21 protein-coding genes, 1 tRNA gene and 1 pseudogene are annotated in these 18781 nt (G+C 35.5%); 20 read left to right on the top strand and 3 right to left on the bottom strand.

The annotated features are described in order from the left end of the window. Positions 1-212: 212 nt before the first annotated feature. Both GYW75_RS01080 and GYW75_RS01085 read left to right on the top strand, forming a co-directional pair. Positions 213-1478, top strand: coding sequence for a putative DNA modification/repair radical SAM protein (locus GYW75_RS01080; RefSeq protein ID WP_174798126.1), 1266 nt, complete (start codon positions 213-215; stop codon positions 1476-1478). 2 nt (positions 1479-1480) lie between these two features. Next, positions 1481-2296 (top strand): TIGR03915 family putative DNA repair protein, encoded by an 816-nt coding sequence (locus tag GYW75_RS01085; RefSeq protein ID WP_174798127.1) that lies wholly within the window; start codon positions 1481-1483, stop codon positions 2294-2296. A gap of 115 nt (positions 2297-2411) precedes the next feature. Here GYW75_RS01085 and GYW75_RS01090 read toward each other — a convergent pair whose 3' ends face one another. After that, complete coding sequence (locus GYW75_RS01090) at positions 2412-3170, bottom strand: MlaA family lipoprotein (RefSeq protein ID WP_065589588.1); 759 nt, start codon at positions 3168-3170, stop codon at positions 2412-2414. A gap of 126 nt (positions 3171-3296) precedes the next feature. Here GYW75_RS01090 and GYW75_RS01095 point away from each other — a divergent pair. From GYW75_RS01095 to GYW75_RS01120, 5 genes are all read left to right on the top strand, one after another. After that, positions 3297-3368, top strand: a tRNA-Arg gene (locus GYW75_RS01095). A 164-nt stretch (positions 3369-3532) separates the two neighbouring features. Continuing rightward, a complete protein-coding gene (locus tag GYW75_RS01100; RefSeq protein WP_174798128.1) occupies positions 3533-4783 on the top strand; it encodes an integrase domain-containing protein in 1251 nt (416 codons plus the stop codon). Between the two features lie 358 nt (positions 4784-5141). Further along, on the top strand, positions 5142-6056 hold the full coding sequence (locus GYW75_RS01105) for a hypothetical protein (protein ID WP_174798129.1): 915 nt from the start codon (positions 5142-5144) through the stop codon (positions 6054-6056). A 317-nt stretch (positions 6057-6373) separates the two neighbouring features. Next, positions 6374-6661, top strand: a complete 288-nt coding sequence (locus tag GYW75_RS01115; protein WP_065560022.1) for a helix-turn-helix transcriptional regulator — start codon at positions 6374-6376, stop codon at positions 6659-6661. A 1-nt stretch (position 6662) separates the two neighbouring features. Further along, positions 6663-7301, top strand: a complete 639-nt coding sequence (locus GYW75_RS01120) for a Rha family transcriptional regulator (RefSeq protein WP_174798130.1) — start codon at positions 6663-6665, stop codon at positions 7299-7301. Positions 7302-7609: 308 nt separating this feature from the next. Here the strand turns inward: GYW75_RS01120 and GYW75_RS01125 are convergent, their stop codons facing one another. Further along, a complete protein-coding gene (locus GYW75_RS01125; RefSeq protein WP_174798131.1) occupies positions 7610-7777 on the bottom strand; it encodes a YlcI/YnfO family protein in 168 nt (55 codons plus the stop codon). Positions 7778-7913: 136 nt separating this feature from the next. On the opposite strand from GYW75_RS01125, the gene GYW75_RS01130 reads away from it, so the two are divergent. The 13 genes and pseudogenes from GYW75_RS01130 (at position 7914) to GYW75_RS01190 (ending at position 17956) form a co-directional block, all read left to right on the top strand. Continuing rightward, entirely contained in the window at positions 7914-8135 is a 222-nt protein-coding gene (locus GYW75_RS01130) for a host cell division inhibitor Icd-like protein (protein ID WP_174798132.1), read from the top strand. Continuing rightward, on the top strand, positions 8125-8358 hold the full coding sequence (locus tag GYW75_RS01135; protein ID WP_174798133.1) for a hypothetical protein: 234 nt from the start codon (positions 8125-8127) through the stop codon (positions 8356-8358). The genes GYW75_RS01130 and GYW75_RS01135 overlap by 11 nt, the downstream gene beginning before the upstream one ends. Next, a complete protein-coding gene (locus GYW75_RS01140) occupies positions 8351-8572 on the top strand; it encodes a hypothetical protein (protein ID WP_174798134.1) in 222 nt (73 codons plus the stop codon). Before GYW75_RS01135 ends, GYW75_RS01140 begins: the two co-directional genes overlap by 8 nt. Continuing rightward, a complete protein-coding gene (locus GYW75_RS01145; RefSeq protein WP_174798135.1) occupies positions 8559-10940 on the top strand; it encodes a phage/plasmid primase, P4 family in 2382 nt (793 codons plus the stop codon). Before GYW75_RS01140 ends, GYW75_RS01145 begins: the two co-directional genes overlap by 14 nt. Positions 10941-10953: 13 nt before the next feature. Then, a complete protein-coding gene (locus tag GYW75_RS01150; protein ID WP_065639110.1) occupies positions 10954-11214 on the top strand; it encodes a hypothetical protein in 261 nt (86 codons plus the stop codon). 227 nt (positions 11215-11441) lie between these two features. Continuing rightward, positions 11442-12598, top strand: a pseudogene (locus GYW75_RS12290) (phage major capsid protein). 32 nt (positions 12599-12630) lie between these two features. Beyond that, complete coding sequence (locus GYW75_RS01160; protein ID WP_039128010.1) at positions 12631-13185, top strand: HK97 family phage prohead protease; 555 nt, start codon at positions 12631-12633, stop codon at positions 13183-13185. Between the two features lie 2 nt (positions 13186-13187). Continuing rightward, the gene (locus GYW75_RS01165; protein ID WP_174798136.1) at positions 13188-14390 is read left to right on the top strand and encodes a phage portal protein; all 1203 of its coding nucleotides are present in this window, start codon (positions 13188-13190) and stop codon (positions 14388-14390) included. Then, entirely contained in the window at positions 14383-14682 is a 300-nt protein-coding gene (locus GYW75_RS01170) for a head-tail connector protein (protein WP_174798137.1), read from the top strand. The genes GYW75_RS01165 and GYW75_RS01170 overlap by 8 nt, the downstream gene beginning before the upstream one ends. A gap of 7 nt (positions 14683-14689) precedes the next feature. Next, a complete protein-coding gene (locus tag GYW75_RS01175) occupies positions 14690-15058 on the top strand; it encodes an HNH endonuclease signature motif containing protein (protein WP_065639114.1) in 369 nt (122 codons plus the stop codon). A 149-nt stretch (positions 15059-15207) separates the two neighbouring features. Next, positions 15208-15552: a phage terminase small subunit P27 family gene (locus tag GYW75_RS01180; protein ID WP_065639115.1), complete on the top strand. Its 345-nt coding sequence runs from the start codon at positions 15208-15210 to the stop codon at positions 15550-15552. Beyond that, entirely contained in the window at positions 15536-17203 is a 1668-nt protein-coding gene (locus GYW75_RS01185; protein WP_174798138.1) for a terminase large subunit, read from the top strand. Before GYW75_RS01180 ends, GYW75_RS01185 begins: the two co-directional genes overlap by 17 nt. A gap of 33 nt (positions 17204-17236) precedes the next feature. After that, a complete protein-coding gene (locus GYW75_RS01190) occupies positions 17237-17956 on the top strand; it encodes a DUF4145 domain-containing protein (protein ID WP_194240413.1) in 720 nt (239 codons plus the stop codon). A gap of 290 nt (positions 17957-18246) precedes the next feature. Here GYW75_RS01190 and GYW75_RS01195 read toward each other — a convergent pair whose 3' ends face one another. Then, positions 18247-18714, bottom strand: a complete 468-nt coding sequence (locus tag GYW75_RS01195; RefSeq protein WP_174798139.1) for an STY0301 family protein — start codon at positions 18712-18714, stop codon at positions 18247-18249. Between the last annotated feature and the right edge of the window lie 67 nt (positions 18715-18781).

Below are 18781 nucleotides of genomic sequence, written 5' to 3' on the forward strand. Positions count from 1 at the left end.
ATTATAGCGTACAGTTGTAAGCTGAACAATACCTTGCCATGTTTTTATTTATATCTTTTGATATTGTCTTAATTATTTATATAAAAGTAATCAAATCAATAGAATTGCCTAAGTAGCGTAGGTAACAGTGATTTTGTCGACAATATTTACTTGCTAAGCTTAATATAATTACTGTATACTGTATAAATAAACAGTTATTTTAATGGCACAATATGAACGAAAAAATGATAACTAAACTTGAGATATTAGCTGAATCGGCAAAGTATGATATTTCTTGCTCATCAAGTGGCACTTCAAGAGGTAATAAAGGTAAAGGCATTGGTAGTGCACATAAGTCTGGTATTTGTCATACATTTACTGCCGATGGGCGATGCGTTTCGTTACTTAAAATTATGCTCACTAATTATTGTATGTTTGATTGTGCTTATTGTATTAATCGTCAAAGTAATGATATTCCAAGAGCGGGTTTCACACCACGTGAGTTGGCTGATGTGACCATTGAATTTTATCGCCGTAATTATATTGAAGGTTTATTTATTAGTTCAGGCATTGTAAGAAGTCCAGATCATACCATGGAAAGAATGATTAAAGTGGTAAAGATTTTGCGAAATGAATATGGTTTTAATGGCTATATTCATATGAAAGCGATTCCTGGTGCTAGTAATGAGTTAATTAATCAAGCAGGTTTATTGGTTGATAGAATGAGTGTTAATTTAGAAATTCCAACTGAAGAAAATCTTAAATTATTAGCACCTGATAAAGATCATCAAAGTATCTATCAGCCTATGCGTCAAATACATCAAAATGTGTTAGAAAATATCGAAGATCGTAAAAAATTTCGCACTACACCCAAATTTGTACCTGCTGGGCAAAGTACTCAAGTTATTATTGGTGCAACCGATGAATCAGATAAACAGATTTTGCAATTAACCGCTAAGCTTTACAAACGCCCAAGTATGAAACGAGTTTATTACTCGGGATTTATTCCTGTTAATGGTTACGACAAGCGGTTGCCTGTTGTACAAGACGTACCAAGAGTGCGAGAAAATCGTTTATATCAAGCCGATTGGTTATTGCGTTTTTATGATTTTAATGTTGATGAAATTGTTAACGATCAATATCCTGATCTTGATTTAAGCGTTGATCCTAAACTGGCTTGGGCTATCCGTAATCCGCAGTTTTTTCCCGTTGATGTTAACCGTGATAGCTATCAAAAAATTTTGCGAGTACCAGGCATTGGTGTTAAATCGGCCAAGTTAATTGTGATGGCAAGACGTCATCGTAAGCTTACTTTTGATGCGCTTAAACGTATTGGTGTTGTTTTAAAGCGAGCAAAATTTTTTGTTGTTTGTCATGAAATGAGAAAATTTAAATTGCTTGATTCTTCGGCCGAATATATCCGACTATCGTTACAAGATCCGCCTTTGTTAGAAGATAAACAAGATAATATTTCACAGCAATTAGTCATGGAGTGGTAGACATGTTGGCGTTTTATTATGATAAAAGCTTTGAAGGATTGCTATGTGCGGTATTTGATGCTTTTAAACTCAAAAAGATGCCTGAATGCCTGTTGGCTATTGGGCAGGTTGAACCGCTATTAGTGTCTAATAGGCATAATGTTGAATTTTGTGATCTTAAATATGAGCGTGTACGTTTGGCGTTAATTAATAAGATTAGTAAAGCGGCGCTTCGTCATTTAATGTATGTTTGGTTATCAGAATTGCCTGAAAGTGATTTAATTGTTTTTCGTTATATTTGCAAGGTATTTAAATCATCTAAATCAATCGAAACGGATTTTGCCGATAAAGATGTGTTATTTGTACATGATATTGCCAAAAAAGTTAGTCGGGAGCGACATCGTATAATGCAATTTGTTCGTTTTAGTGCAATTGACAATCCTCTTAAAGATACGACAATGCCTAATGAAAGGGAAGATAAGATCTATTTTTCGAATATTGCTCCTATTTATAACGTATTGCCTTTGGTTCTTAAATTTTTTAAAGATCGTTTTGCCGATCAAAAGTGGGCTATATATGATGAAAAGCGCGAATACGGTTATATCTATAATTTACACAGTATTGAACCGATCTCGCTCGTTGATAAAGATGATCTGATTATTAATAGTCAGGTGAATCAAAATTATCTATCTAAGGACGAAGTACTATTTCAGAATATGTGGTTACGTTATTGTAATGCATTAACTATAAAAGAACGAATCAATCCTAAATTACAACGCCAGCAAATGCCAAGCCGATTTTGGCAATATTTACCAGAAATGAAATCAATATCAAAATAAATATGTAAATAAAAAATGACTAAATTAGTATCATCATAAATAAAAGAACATAAAAAACCGCCAAATAACGGCGGTTTTTAACATGATTTAATAAAAGTACATAATTTAACAAAAGTTATTGCGAATCAATATCATTAATAACATCATTAATCGATTCTTCACGTTGTTTCTGTTTGTTTTCATCTACTTTACCACCCGATGCGATAAAGTCATTACGTTGGAAGTAAGCATTACGCATAAAGTTATAAGGATCATCGCTATTTTTAATCAGATCTTCATACTCGATTGCCATTGCACGTGCTTCAACGCCATCAATTACACCACGTGCCAACATCCATTGCCAATCTATCCAAACAAGTGGAGGATAAAGGGTGTCAACAATACCACCACCTTCTTCTCTCAATGTTGCTGAACCATAAAATGGCAGTACAACATAAGGACCATAAGGTACATCGTAATGACCAAGAACATCACCAAAAGTTCGTTTGCCGCCTTTTTGTAATTGTGGATCAGACATGCTAGCAACATCCATCAAACCAGCAAAACCGAAAACGGTATTTAAAAAGAATCGTGCTAAATGTGTTCCAGCTTTATGAACGTCACCTTGTAATAAGTTGTTCACCATTGAAGCGGGTTCAGAAAGGTTAGATGAAAAGTTAACTACACCTGTACGAACAGGAGACGGAACATAATCTTTCCAAGCTACTGCGGCAGGACGCAAAACATAGGGATCAAGCGCATAGTAGTTAACATCAAACATGGTTTTGTTAAAACCTGATAACGGATCACTATAGGAATTAGTTTCGGCTTGATAAGTAGCACAACTTGTGAGTGCCATTACAGAAAACATCATACCAACAATTCGTTTTTTCATAGTATCTTCGATTAAAAGTAATGAGGTTAATTATGATGCGATTGTATCATGATTACTTAAAATAGAAAATTTTTCGTTATTTAAATGGCATTATCTAATAAAATTTATTAAAATGTACAACCCTATGACCTCATAGTTAAATGGATATAACAAGCCCCTCCTAAGGGCTAGTTGCAGGTTCGATTCCTGCTGGGGTCGAAATTATACAGTTCAATAAAATTCAAAAACGTTCAAAAAGCCCAATAGAAACAAGCTTTATAATGATTTCATGGTTCATCTAAATTCAATAAGATTTAGCAAAATTCAAATTTTTATGTTATATGTTATGTTATACGCTCGGATATAACTTAAAAACGTATAACATGGCAAAGATAATAAAACCTTTAAATGATACTCAAATTAAAACAGCCAAACCAAAAGATAAGGATTACACTTTGTCCGATGGTAATGGATTATATATACTCATCAAAGTGACTGGCTCAAAGATATGGCGATTTAATTATATTAATCCAGTGTCCAATAATAGGGCTTTGGTTAGTTTTGGTAGTTATCCTGAAGTTACATTACAGCAGGCTAGGCAAAGACGAGAAGAATATAGAACATTAGTAAGCCAAGGTATAGATCCACAAGAACGAAGAAAATCATTAATAGAACAATCAGTAATAGAAAATAATAATACTTTTAAAAAAATATCAGATAAATGGATCGAATTGCAGAAATCAAAAGGTTTCACCAATAACACTATAAGCATTATTAAAAGCTCATTAGAAAACTATATTTATCCTGCGCTAGGTGATATTCCTATAAATCAACTTAAAGCAAAAGATTTTATTCCTGTTTTGAGACCATTAGAAAGCGCAGGAAAATTAGATACAGTTAGGCGTATTATTCAGCGAATAAATCGAATTATGGATTACGCTGTTACACAAGATATTATTGATATTAACCCTGTGGTCAGAATGAGTACAGTTTTTAAAACGCCTATAACTAAAAACCAACCATCATTACCGCCGTCAGAATTACCAAGAGTAATGAAAGCCCTTTCTTTGGCTAATATAGAATTACAAACCAGATGCTTAATAGAATGGCAATTATTGACTATCACAAGACCAAGTGAGGCAGTAAGTGCTTTGTGGGAAGAAATAGATCTAGATAATAAACTATGGATAATACCCGCTGAAAAGATGAAGATGAGACGTGATCATCTCATACCATTGTGCAAACAAGCCATAAACCTACTGGAAATAATGAAGCCTATTAGTGGTTATACTAAATTTGTTTTCCCGACACTAAAATCACCCTATAACAAACCAATGAACAAAGAAACAATAAACATGTCTCTTAAAAGAATGGGCTTTAAAGGTGAGTTAGTTGCTCATGGGTTTAGGTCATTAGCATCTACAGCTTTAAATGAGCATGGCTTTGATTATGACCTTATTGAAGTTTCATTAGCTCATGTGGACAGAAACGCAATCAGAGCTATTTATAACCGAGCTAACTACCTAGATAAAAGAAGAGATATGATGCAATGGTGGGGTGATTTTGTAGAGCAAGCAAGCCAAGGGAATGTGTCTTTATCAGGGAGTAATGCTTTGAAAACCGTTAATGATTAGTTTTGCCATAGTCATATATTAAGCCAGTTAACTAGACTGGTTTTTTATTGCCTCTTATATAGGAATATACTTTATATATTATTTTTAATAACACTAACAACACTAATAACATAATATAATTGATTTATATATATTTTTTTAAGTGTTATTAAAAGATAATAATAACATATATAACATTAAATTATGTCATTAGGTTTGATTCTAAATCTGTACTGATTTCTAAATGAGAGCCTTTCCTTTGGTTAGCCGGATTTCTCTAAAAAGCAATATTAAAAATACATGTAATTTTATCCAGTGGAGGTATAATTATATTTAAATATATTTGATATATTAAATTAATGACTTCTAGGATTGCTGTATGGAATTAAATAGAAATATATATTCATTACATAATGCAGTAGAAATAATAAAAAAAGAATTTAACTCAGAATTTACTTTGGACAACTTACTTGATTTAGCATATAACGAAGAAATAGAGATTTGTTATTATTTAACTAAAGCTATTGATGAAAATTCAAATGACAAAATTTTATTGAATTTTTATTATGAAAGTATCGAAGCTAAAAATGATCTTAATAATATTAATGGTATGGATTCGTTAATTGTCCCTGAAAATATGATATATCATATGGTATTTTCAAACTATTGTGGGGCATTTATGTTTTGGGCGGATATTGATTTTACTGTACCAGATCATTTTTTTTCCGTAAATTTACTTAGCTGCAGTATGCCTCTAAAAGTTCCAGTTAGTCGAATAAGGCAGCTTATTAATGATTTGAATCATCCTGTAAGTGTTAATCAATTTGCTATTTGTAAAAGTGATTTTATAAAAACAAAATTAACAAGTATAGATGGAGTAAAGTTTTTAAATACCTTATCGATTACACCTACAATAGAAATTACTATAGATAATTTATCAATAACAGCCAATGAGATAATAGAATTTATTGAAAAAACGAAAAAATGTAATCCTTTATTTAAAGTAGTATCTAAATCCAAAAATATTATACTTAATCAAACAAGACCGGGACAAAAATCACATCCATTAAAAGATAAAGTAATTACGATTGCACGGGACACTAAAAATTACTACCTAGAAAAAGATATAGATTTGGGGTTAAAAGCAATTGCAACAAAAATTAAAAAACATAATGATTTTTCAAATAAAGGATTACCATCTCCGGAACAAATGGCTAAATGGTTTGTTGCTGATGGTATAGGCTCATCTAAAAAAACTAAACGCTATGACTTTGAGCTAGTATTAAAAAACTAGCTACTAGTGTTAATTAATTCAACTAGTAGTTTAATAATTACCACTACTACTGTAATAAAATATAGTTCCTATAATTACCTCATTAGTTAAACACAAATGAACTTAATGAGGTAAGAAATGCAGTTAAATACTCCTAAATACTCCTAAATACTATTCCCTTGATGAACTGGCGTTAATCTTAGGTTGTGCTAAGAATACATTACGCTATGATCCAAACTTCCCCAAAGGTATTAAAGTTGGCAAACGTCGAGTAGTTTACGATATGGCCGAAGTTAAAACCTATTTAGAAAGCAACCGAGTACAGTAAGGGGCTTTCAATGTCATATTCAATCACTCCAGAACAACACAAAGCCATTAGGGATAAATACGGTATCCAATATGATCGCCTTGTTCGTGAAAATGAACGATACAAAATTACAAGTATCGCCCGTTCTACTGCTTGGCAACTTGAGAAAGAAGGTAAATATCCATTAAGAAAATCGTTAGGAGCTAATTCTTGCGGTTGGTCATTAGTGGAATTACTTCACTGGATAGACAACCCTCCAGCAGTAGCAAAGATAAATCAACCGACTAAACGCCGAGGGTTTGCTAATGGGAGCTACTAAGATGATTATTAAGCAAGGTGATATTGAATTAGTTCAATCTAAAGAGGTTCGTATTGATAGCCGTTTGGTAGCTGAAAAAATGGGAATTAAACATTTGAGTTTGATGTCTTTAGTTAATAAAAATAAAAGTGAGCTTCGGGGATTAGGCACGCTTCCATTTCAAATCGAAACGTGCAAACACCGAACGGGTGCAAGTAAAAGTAAATATGTATTACTAAATGAAATTCAATTTGATTTTATATCTCGGTTAATCAGAGGTAAGAATCATAAAGATATTGTTAGATTTAAATTAGATGTAACCAAAGCCTTTGCTGCTAGTCGTAAGCGTGAAGCCGTAAAACGTGAATCATTAGCCTATTACCATGAAAGCCGAGATTCATTATCAACCATGCAAGGAGTAGAAAAACATCACTATATAAACCTTGCTAGAGCTGAAAATAAAATGATTGGTTTATCTACTGGTGAGCGACAAAATGCTGATGAAGTTCAATTAGGTATGTTGATTTGTTTACAACAGATTGAAACATCCGTATTTAAAGAAATCGATTCACCGACAGAAGCAATTAGAGAAGTGAGTAGACGGTTTAATGCTCTTGCTAATTTAATTAGCCCTAACGGTGGGATTACTCATGTTCGGTAATAAAAAAGGCAACCTGTTACAGTTGCCTTTATTCAAACATTAAAATCAATTAATAAGGAATTTTCAATGACAGTAAAACTAACCAGATGCATTGAATTTGTGCCAAAGCGTCACGCATTTAAAGCACGTTTTTATAATAGCGCAGAGTTAATAAAGTGGGTAGATTTCGGAAGCGTTCGAGGGAATTTTAGCTATTCTTTATTTTTACATAGTAAGTCATTTTGTTCACAAGGTGCATTAAATTTATCATATGCTAAATATCCCGCAATGGCGATTACTATAATAATAAATATTACTTTTTTCATAAATTATTTCCCTAATCTCAAGTTACAAGCAGTTTTGACCCAGCCTGAAAAAGATTCACCATTTTTCTTGGCTTGTCGGTTAATTTGTTCAAGTAAATCATCTTCAAAACGAATATGCTTCATTGTACTGTTTGAGCGGTCGAAATCTTTTTTTTCTTTTTTATCTTGCATTGGTAGTTACCATTATGTTAGATTATATTTTAAAGGTAGTTACCATTATATAAGTAATTATCTTATAAAAGCAATCCCTAGAAGTGCGGGAACACTATCGAGGGATCTAACCCAACCATTATACGGAGTAATGATTATGGCTAACCGCTATGATAACGCACACCTATGTGCAAGACAATCCAAACTATACAAATTCTATGACCTATCAACGGCTCAAGTAGTCCAAACAACGGCAACAACCGAACGCCAAGCACGCAAGAGCCTAGGCAAATCATCCCTTATCTTTATTGCCAGAATTCGCTTATATCCAGTTATTGAAAGAGCCAGAAGCTTTGGAGGTTATCACTATGAGCAATAATAACTTTCAGATATTAAATAACATCGAAACAAAACTTATTCAAGTTCGGAGTATGGCTAAAATTGCCTTAGACAACACTAATCACAAGTATGCAGGATATGACGAGCCTTTTATCGAACAAGCCGACATGAGTAATTTACTGTGGGTTATCGTTGATTTAGTAGAGCAAGCTTTTGATGAGTTACAAGAGTACGGGTTAACGGAGGATAAGAATAATGGCTAATATCTCACTGGACGCAATGAATACTATCAATAAAAAACTAGGGCAAGCTGATGCTATCACCACGCTTTTAATGCTTGATTGTGATTCTGATATACCAATTAATGATGAGTTACGCGCTTATGCCCTTGATGCTGTATCAGACTTGATTAACGATTCTAAAAAGCTATTTAGAAGCGAAACCGAGCGCAAGGGGTTACAAGATGAAAATCAATGAAATTACAACCCAAGCTGTAGGTAAATGGGATTATATCTTTCAATTATTAGGTATTGAGGTGGGTAATGGCAAGCATTGCCCCTGCCCTGTCTGTGGAGGTAAGGATAGATTTAGATTTGATAACCAAAATGGTAGAGGTACGTACATCTGTAACCAGTGTGGTAGTGGTGACGGCTTAGAGCTTATCAAAAACTATTATCACTGTGACGCTAAAGAAGCATCAAACAAAGTAGCGGAGTATTTAAATCTAAATGCGAACCAAAATCACAATAACATACCAGATAATCCCGTATGTAAAAAGGTCGAGTATTTGCTATCTAAAGCAACATTAGGGCAATCAGATTACCTGACCAAGAAAGGGTTAACCTTTGACTTACCCTTGTTAGATAACGGGCGCATTTTTGCGCCCATGCTGAATCTTCATAATGAATACGCAGGTGGTCAATTTATTGAGCTAGACGGCAGCAAGCACTTAATGAAAAGCTCGAGCAAAAAAGGGGCTTTTATTTTAGTCAGCTCAATTTTGAGTAGACCTACCGAGGTGTGCGCAAATTTGCTCGCACATAATGAAATTATTATCTGTGAGGGTTTAGCTACAGGGATATCGATAGCGGAATTACGCCAACAGTCTACTGTTATATCCGCCATTGACGCAGGCAATCTTATTCATGTGGCCAAGGCTATTCGTGAGCTAAATCCTACCGTTAAAATCATTATCGCAGGTGATAACGATATTGGCCAAAGCCCGAATACGGGCTTAGCTAAAGCAATAGAAGCAGCTCAAGCGGTAAATGGTTATTACTCCGTTCCTGATACAGATTATAAATGTGATTGGGATGATTATAGGCAACAACATGGCATGAATAAAACTACAGCGGTATTTGACAGCAATATCAAAAAAGCTGAATGTAACTTACAAGGTAAAAGCCAAGACGTTGGCATTACGAAAAATGCCCATAATCCCGTTCCTGACTTATCGCAAATGCAAGCTAGCCAGAAAGCAGATGTACTTATAGAGCACTATGACAATAATCTTGCTTTAGATATGCTTACGAATGAAGTCTATCAGTATAAGGATAATGTTTGGCAGATGATTGCTGAAATGGATCTAAAGCGTGAATTAGTTCAGCTATTCAGGCAAGCAAAAGCGCATTATTCAGAAAAAGGGGTTAAATCAACCATTGATACCATGAAGCTACAGATACCGTTAAAAGGTGAACAAGCTAGAAATTTAATCGGGTTTAAAAATGGCGTTTTTGATTTACAAGCTCGTGCTTTTAAGCCTCATTCTAAAAGCCATTGGTTACAATCAATTAATAATGTTGATTACGTTGATAGTGTATCTAATGAAAACTTGGAACGTCATGCACCACATTTTTATCAGTGGTTATCACGCTCAGCTAAAAAAGATAAAATCAAAATGGATGCGATAAAAGCTGCGCTATACATGATTTTAGCCAATCGTTATGACTGGCAATTATTCTTAGAGGTTACAGGCGCAGGCGGTAGCGGTAAAAGTGTTTTTGCTGAGATTGCTACCATGCTAGCAGGCAAGAATAATACGGTATCGGCAAATATGGAAGCCTTAGAAAAACCAAGAGAAAGGTCGCTTATTGTTGGGCAATCATTAATCATCTTACCTGACCAAGCCAAATATATCGGTGAGGGTAACGGTATCAAGGCGATTACTGGGGGTGATGAGGTGGCGATAGATGAAAAATATAAGAAGCCTTATTCAACTAAGATACAGGGGGTTATATTAGCGATTAACAATAACCCTATGACATTTAGTAATGATGATGGCGGTATCTCACGGCGTAGGGTTATTTTTCACTTTGGCGAGCCTGTCCCTGCTAACGAAAGAGATCCTAATCTTAAAGATAAAATTAGCGCAGAGTTATCCGTTATTATTCGGCATCTCTTTAACTATTTTAAGGATGATAGCAAGGCTAAATCATTACTAATTAAACAGCAAAAATCATCGGAGGCTATCGAAGTGAAACGATTAACTAACCCACTGATTGATTTTTGTAGTTATCTTTTTGCTACAGATAAACCCGATGGAATGATGATAGGTAAATACTCGACACCGATACAGTTTAAGCGGTTTTTGTATCATGCCTATATTACTTTTATCGAAAATAATAACTTGAAAAATCCGTTATCGCTTCGAAACTTTGTTAATGCTTTACCATCAGCCATGAAAGAATATGATGTAGAAGTCATTATAAGAGCAAGGCATAGCGAGGGACGCAGGACTAACTTACACCTTGATTATGATAAGTGTAATGACTGGTTCCCTGATGCTGCGTTAGAGGTTGATAACGAACTTCATAACCGATTTACCCATAAATACAATAAACATTAAATAGGAGGCAATCATGCCAATTACAGTACAAGACATTAAAGACCATAACGACTATTACGATATCACTAACTTTATTGCTGATATGAAAAATTCTGAATATGAAAAACTCTTAAACAAAAATGCTTTTTTTTATAGTGATGCCCATGGTTTTATTCGGCATGTTTTATCAGATGAGCCCATAGCGACAAATAAAGATCAACTTAATTTATTGATTAAACATTTAGAAAAATACCGAGACAAGTTGGACGATACTCCAATATTAAATAAAGATTAGATAATTCTGTTCTGATGCTTTCTGATTAATTTTACCTAATTCATTGAATTAACAATATTATTTTGTTTTGTTAGACTGCTATTTGGGTTAATAGAATAACCACGAATTAGCGCAGATATGGCAGTCTAAAACCAAAGCGCAGCACCTTCTATAGTTTAACCACTATCACCTTTCAAAGCCTTTCATATCTCGCTGTAAATAATTTATTAATACAGGTAAATATAGATATGAAAAAACTGATTGAATTACGTCAATTAAAAGCAACCAAAGTAACCGAAATGCGTTCAATGCTTGACAAAGCAGAGCAAGAAAACCGCAGTATGACCCCCGAGGAAAAAACACAATTTGATACCATTAAGGCTGATGTTGAGCAACTCAATACAGATATTGCTAACTATGAAACCTTAGCCAATGAAGAGCGTAGCCTTGCGGATAAAGGTAAGCCCGTCGATAAAAAACTTACTAATGAAGAGTTACGTAACTATATCCGCACGGGGGAAAGCCGTTCATTATCGACTGGCGTACCTGCTGACGGCGGTTATACGGTTATTCCTGAGTTAGATAAAGAAATCATGCGCCAGTTATCGGATGAATCGGAAATGCGTGCGATTTGTACGGTTAAAAAATCGGTTCAAACGAATATAAAAAACTGGTATCTGTAGGTGGCGCAGCGGTTAATCACGGCGAAGAAGGAATAGCTAGAACGGAAACCGCTACCCCAAAACTTGAAGAAGTATCAATCAAGTTATACCCGATTTATGCTTATCCTAAAACAACGCAAGAAATCTTAGACTTTAGTGATTTGGATGTCTTAAGTTGGTTAACCGATGAAATCAAAGATACTTTTGTCGAAACCGAAGAATTAGACTTAATTAATGGTAATGGCACTAAAAAAGCTAAAGGATTCCTTGCTTATCCGCAAGCAGCACAAGCCGATAAAGTGCGTCCATTTGGCACACTAGAAAAGATGACAACTACCGCAATCACGGCGGATAGTTTAATTGATTTACTTTTCAAACTTAAGAAGAAATACCGTAAAAATGCTGTATGGGTAATGAACTCAAATACTGCAGCAACATTACAAAAACTTAAAAATGGTAATGGTGATTATATTTGGCGTGATGGTTTGAAAGCAGGCGATCCTGATATGCTGTTAGGTAAACCTGTTCATTATTTAGAAAATATGAATGATACGGGTGCCGTTGTTGCGGTGGGTGACTTTAAACGGGGTTACTACATTGTTGATCATGAAACAGGGGTAAGAACCAGACCCGACAATATCACAGAGCCAGGATTCTATAAAGTCCATACCGATAAATATTTAGGCGGTGGTTTGGTTGATTCTAACGCTATCAAAATCTTAGAACTATCAGCAGGTAAATAATAACAGGGGCTATATGCCCCTTTGAGGTTGATATGGATAAGAAACAATATGAAATTAGAAGCACCGAAATAACACGAGACGATACTAAACTAGTGGGTTATGTGGTTAAGTGGAACAGCCGATCGCAATTAATATGGGGTGATTTTTATGAGCAATTCGCTCCTAGGGCTTTTAGCCAATCATTAAATAATAATCCTGATATTCGTGCTTTATTTGAGCATGATCCGAAGTCTTTATTAGGTCGCACTACTTCAAATACATTAATTCTTAATGAGGATGATATCGGATTAAGGTTTGAGCTTACACCGCCTGATACTCAATTAGGGCGTGATTTGCTTGTCAGTGTTGGCCGTGGTGATATTCGAGGTATGTCGTTTGGGTTTATGGCTACTCAAGAATCATGGGATTTTAATCAAGAGCCTTGTTTAAGAACTGTCAGCGCAGCCGAATTATTTGAGGTGACGGTCACCAGTATACCCGCCTACCAAGAAAGTGATATCCAAATTGCTAAACGCTCGATGCTTGAAGCTAAAACAAAATTACAGCCTGATTTAAGTAAAGCATGGCTTGACCTTATGGAGTTATAAACATGGGATTATTTAGCCGTAAGAAGAAAGAGCAACGAAGCATGACGGTTGACGAGTTAATCGCTTACCTTGGCTTGCCTAATACAAATTCGGGCGAATATGTATCGCCTAGCTCAGCCGAGGCATTGCCTGCCGTGATGAATGCGGTCACGGTAATTAGTGAAGCCGTTGCCTCAATGCCGTGTTATCTTTACAAGCTCAACAAAAAAGGCGAACGTGAACGCATATCAAGCCATCCTGTTGAATATTTGCTAAATGAGATGCCAAACACCAAACAGACACCTTACCAGTTTAAACGCACGATGATGCGCCACTGTTTATTAGGTGGTAATGCTTATGCGGTCATTCACTGGGGTAATGACGGGCGACCTAGTGGGCTTGAAAGCTTCCCACCTTATGCCGTTACCCCAAAACGATTGGGTAATGGGCGTTATGCTTACTCCATTGTCGATGAGGATGGTAATGTCACAAATTACTTACAAGATGAGGTATTACATTTACGTTATGCGAGTGATGACGGCTTTATTGGGCGTTCACCTGTTACTATTTGCCGTGAAGCAATAGGATTGGGGCTAGCACAGCAACGCCATGGCTCATCTGTCATGAAAAATGGCTTAATGGCTAGTGGTTATGTTTCTATGGCTGAATGGATGGACGATGCAAAAGGCAAAAAAGCCCTAAACGCATTAGAGCGTTATAAAGGGGCAAAAAATGCAGGTAAAACGCCTATTCTTGAGGGCGGTATGAAATACGAGCAATTAGGTATGAGTAATCAAGATGCCGAGTGGTTGCAAAGCAGGCGGTTTACTATTGAAGATATTGCACGTATTTTTAACATTAGCCCGATGTTTATACAAGAATATTCCCATAGCTCATACAGTAACTTTTCAGAAGCTACACGCTCATTTTTAACATTAACGCTAAGACCATGGCTAACTAACTTTGAACAACAATTAAAAGATGCCTTGATGATAGATGTTAGCGAAGATAAAAGCCGTTATCTAATTGAGTTTGATACATCCGATCTGATGCGTACCAGTCCGATAGATCGCTTTAACAGTTATAATATTGCGATTAAATCAGGAGTAATGAATCCTAATGAAGCACGACTAAAAGAGGGATTACCTCCTTATGAGGGAGGCGAAGAATTTAGTCAGGCATGGAAGCAAACTGTTGAAGTGAAAAAGGAGATCGATAATGAATAACTTGATTACTTTACATGAAGTTAAAGCACATTGTCGTATTGATTATGATGATGTAGATGAAGATACACTATTACAATTATATATTGATGCTGCAATAGAAGCTTGTCAAAAGCATATAGGGAAAAGATTTGATAATGGCTTGGAATTTACACCAGCGATTAAAGTAGGATGTTTACTTTATATTGGATCGTTATATGCCAATAGAGAAACGATTGCCGACTTAACAATTAAGGAAGTGCCCCATACTGTTGATATGCTTTGGAGCGTTTACCGTGACCCAGCTATCTATTAGGTGAATGATGCCAATACAACCATTAAAAAGATGTTCATATCCTAATTGTCGTAACCGTGTTAAATCAGGGCGATGTGATGAGCATAGAAGAGATAAACAGCAAGATAAAGCACGAGGAACAGCAGCACAACGAGGCTATAATCATCGATGGCAAATATATCGAGCTGAGTACCTTAGGCATAACCCACTATGCAAGATGTGTAATGATAAAGGATTACTTACTCCTGCTACTGTGATAGACCATATCAAACCAGTTGAGGATGGACAAAGTGATCCTCTCTTTTGGCAAGCAAGTAATCATCAACCATTATGCCGTGATTGTCATAGCTATAAGACAAGAGTAATAGATAAACGAGGTTATGGCGCTAACCGCTAGGGATGTGCATTTTTGCATATCGATTAATTAATGAACAATATAAGGGGTGGGGGGAGTTATTTAAAGAAATTCAAAGCGCTAAAAGACCGCCCCCCTCCTCAAATTTTTACGCACGGTGATTTTTTAGAAAGTAGAGGAAAAATAATAAGATGAAAGCACCCAAATATTTAGATAAATTGGCTAAAGAGCAATGGAAACTCAGAGCCGACCACTTAGCACAGCGTGATGATATTCAGCCAGCCGACTGGACTAACTTAGAGCTATATTGCGTTAATTATTCAATGTATCGCAAAGCAATGGAAGATATTGCAAAACGTGGGTTTTCAATCGTTAACTCACAAGGTACAGAAAGCCGTAACCCTGCATTAAGTGCAAAGTCAGAAGCTGAAAAAATTATGATTAAAATGGCTTCATTACTGGGCTTCGACCCTGTTAGTCGTCGCAAAAATCCTGTAGAAGTTGAAGAGGAAGACGAGCTTGACCGCTTGGCATAATTACGCATTATCTGTTAAAAATGGGGATATTTCTGCTTGTAAACGCTTAAAACAAGCAGTAAATCGCTATTTTATTGATTTAGATAATCCAAATTATTACTTTGATAGTGAGATAGTCACTAAATTTATCTCATTCTCAAAGGTTTGTCCTCACGTCAAAGGACACCTTAGAAGTCAGCCTATTAACTTAGAGCCGTGGCAACAATTTTTATTTGCTAATCTGCTGGGTTTTAAGCACATCAACACAGGGCTACGCAAGTATCGCAGTGCCTATGTACAAGTACCGAGAAAAAACGCCAAATCAACAACAGCGGCAATATTGGCTAACTGGTTCTTAGTGATGGAAAAAGGACAACAAGATATCTATACCGCAGCCGTTAGCCGTGACCAAGCCCGAATCGTGTTTGATGATGCAAGACAGATGTCCATATTAAGCAAGCCAATAAAGAAAAGGGTTACCATTCAACAGCATAAAATCATCAATCCTAAGCAAAATAGTCTATTACGTCCTTTAGCGTCAAAAGCAGCAACGATTGAGGGGACTAACCCTAGCTTATCCATTGTGGATGAATATCATCTACACCCTGATAATGGCGTATATTCAGCCCTTGAGCTAGGTATGGGTGCAAGACCTGAGGGTATTTTATTTGCTATCACTACCGCAGGCAGTAACACAATATCAGCCTGTAAACAGCATTATGATTATTGTTGCCAGATTTTAGCAGGTGACGAGGTTAACGAATCACAATTTGTGCTTATTTACGAACTGGACGATGAGAGAGAAATAGATAACCCTGATTTATGGATAAAAGCCAATCCCAATCTTGACATCTCCGTCGATAGGGTTGCCTTAGAGGACACAATTAAGAAAGCCAGAGGCATACCCTCGCAATGGGTCGAAATGCTAACTAAACGCTTTAATATTTGGTGTAATGGTGCCACGCCTTGGGTAAATACTGGTAGCTGGATTGCGTGTAAGGCTGATTACTCAGAAGATGATTTAAAAGGGTTAGATTGCTATGCTGGATTAGATTTATCATCTACTAGTGATATTACTAGTGTCTGTTATTCGTTTCCGTTTGAAACCGAGGTAAGATTATTAACACGGCATTACATTCCTGAATATCAGCTTAATAATGTGGCCAATAAAAACCGTGAGATGTACCGTAAATGGGTTAATCAAGGATGGATACGAGTTACTAAAGGTGATTGTATCGATTATGACCAGATACGGGATGATATTTTAAAAGATAGCGAGCAATTTAATATCAAGCTAATTGGCTTTGATGTATGGAACGCCACACAATTACGCACTCAATTACAAAATATTGGCTTAGACGTTGAGCCATTTCCTCAAACCTATGCACGTTATAGCCCAACGTCAAAAACGGCTGAGGTATTTATCAGCCGTAAACGCATTAATCACAATGGCGATCCTGTCCTTTCTTGGGCGGTAAGTAATGTAGTGATGGAAACCGATGCGAATGCAAATATTAAACCCAATAAAAAGAAAGCAGCCAACAAGATTGACCCTGCGGTTGCTTTCCTAATGTCATTCGGTACTTACTTGCTTGAGTATGGTGAGATAGATATCAACCTATCAGATGAACAAAAACAAGCGTTAGACGAATTTAAAGGGATTGAGCTATAATTAATAACCTAATATTTGCAGGAGATAATAATTATGCCTTTTTCTAGAGTTTGTCCTTTTTGTAATGTTTTATCCACAATAACAGATAGTGATATTCAAAGTGCTTCGGATTTTTTCTATAGAGATTTTGCAGATGGTACTATTTATGGCCTACAAACTCATGTTATAACATGCCCATCACCGGAATGTAATAAAGCTGAAGTTTTTGTCCAAAAATGGGACACCAACAATTCAGAAAATATTCATTATACTCGTATTAATTTTGAATGTTTAATTCGTAGATGGGAGCTTGAACCAGAAGCGAATATTAAGGTTTTTCCTAATTATGTGCCTGAATCAATATTACAGGATTATAAAGAGGCAAAATTAATTGTCAATATTTCTCCAAAAGCTTCAGCAACAATATCTAGACGTTGTTTGCAAACTATGATAAGAGATTTTTGGGCTATAAAAGGTGAAAAATCTTTACATCATGAAATTGAGGCAATTAAAGATAAAATAGATACCAATATGTATGACGCTATTATGGCACTTAAATCTATTGGTAATATAGGTGCTCATCCAGAGAAAGATATTAATATAATTGTCGATGTTGAACCCGGTGAAGCAGAAGAATTAGTGTGGTTAATTGAAACATTAATTGAAGATTGGTACATGGTGAGACATGACCGCGAAAATAGGATAAATAAAATAAAATCAATTAATACTGAAAAACAATTAGAAAGAAAAATAGATCCCTATTCAACTAATTAACAACATACAACACTATAATAACACAAGGTTAATTTATTGATTATTATTAATTAATTTTGTTGGTGTTGTTAGTGTCATAAAATCACAAAAAAGAAGTTTTTCTTTTAACTCTTCAATTGGTAATGTTGAAATGATTCCTTAGGTAGGAATCGACTAACATAGATTGATGTTATACGTTATGTTATACGGTTAAACTATATTTTTTTAAATGTATTTATTATTCAGGTAATTGGTTGTTTATTTAGATTCCTGCTGGGGTCGAAATTATACCGTTCAATAAAATTCAAAACCTATTTAACTTCTTGCAATTCACTAGTACTATACTTAAGCGTGATGTGTAATCGATCGAATTGATCCATCGAATCAATTTCCCAGCAACTTTTCATGGTTTTAGCGATTTTTTTTATTAGATTTACTTCACCATAATTGTAATCACAACTGACCCAACTACCTCCTTGGTCGTAAGTGGTGTTTACGCTCCAGGTTGTTTGATGTTCTTTGCCATCAATGATACCAGCATCTGGTTTTTGCTGGATTTTTTTAGCGGGGTTGTCAGAATAGACGCCAAAGCCATCAAGCAATAATAACGCATCTTTCTTTTCAGAAACCATCCAATCGTCAGGTAGATTATCAATATCTAAATGAGCAGATTTAATTGTTATTGAGCTTGGGCAAATTATTTCGTTGGCTTGAGCAGAGGGTAAAGCACTAATCGAAGCTAAAAAGAAAATACTAAGGTTGATTATTTTATATTTCATGGATAGATCCAGATAAAGCGTTGATTGTGCAATTATGCCAATGTTATCAATTACGTCAAGTGTAAAA

This window comes from Gilliamella sp. ESL0232, assembly GCF_013346885.1.
Classification (GTDB): domain Bacteria; phylum Pseudomonadota; class Gammaproteobacteria; order Enterobacterales; family Orbaceae; genus Gilliamella; species Gilliamella bombi.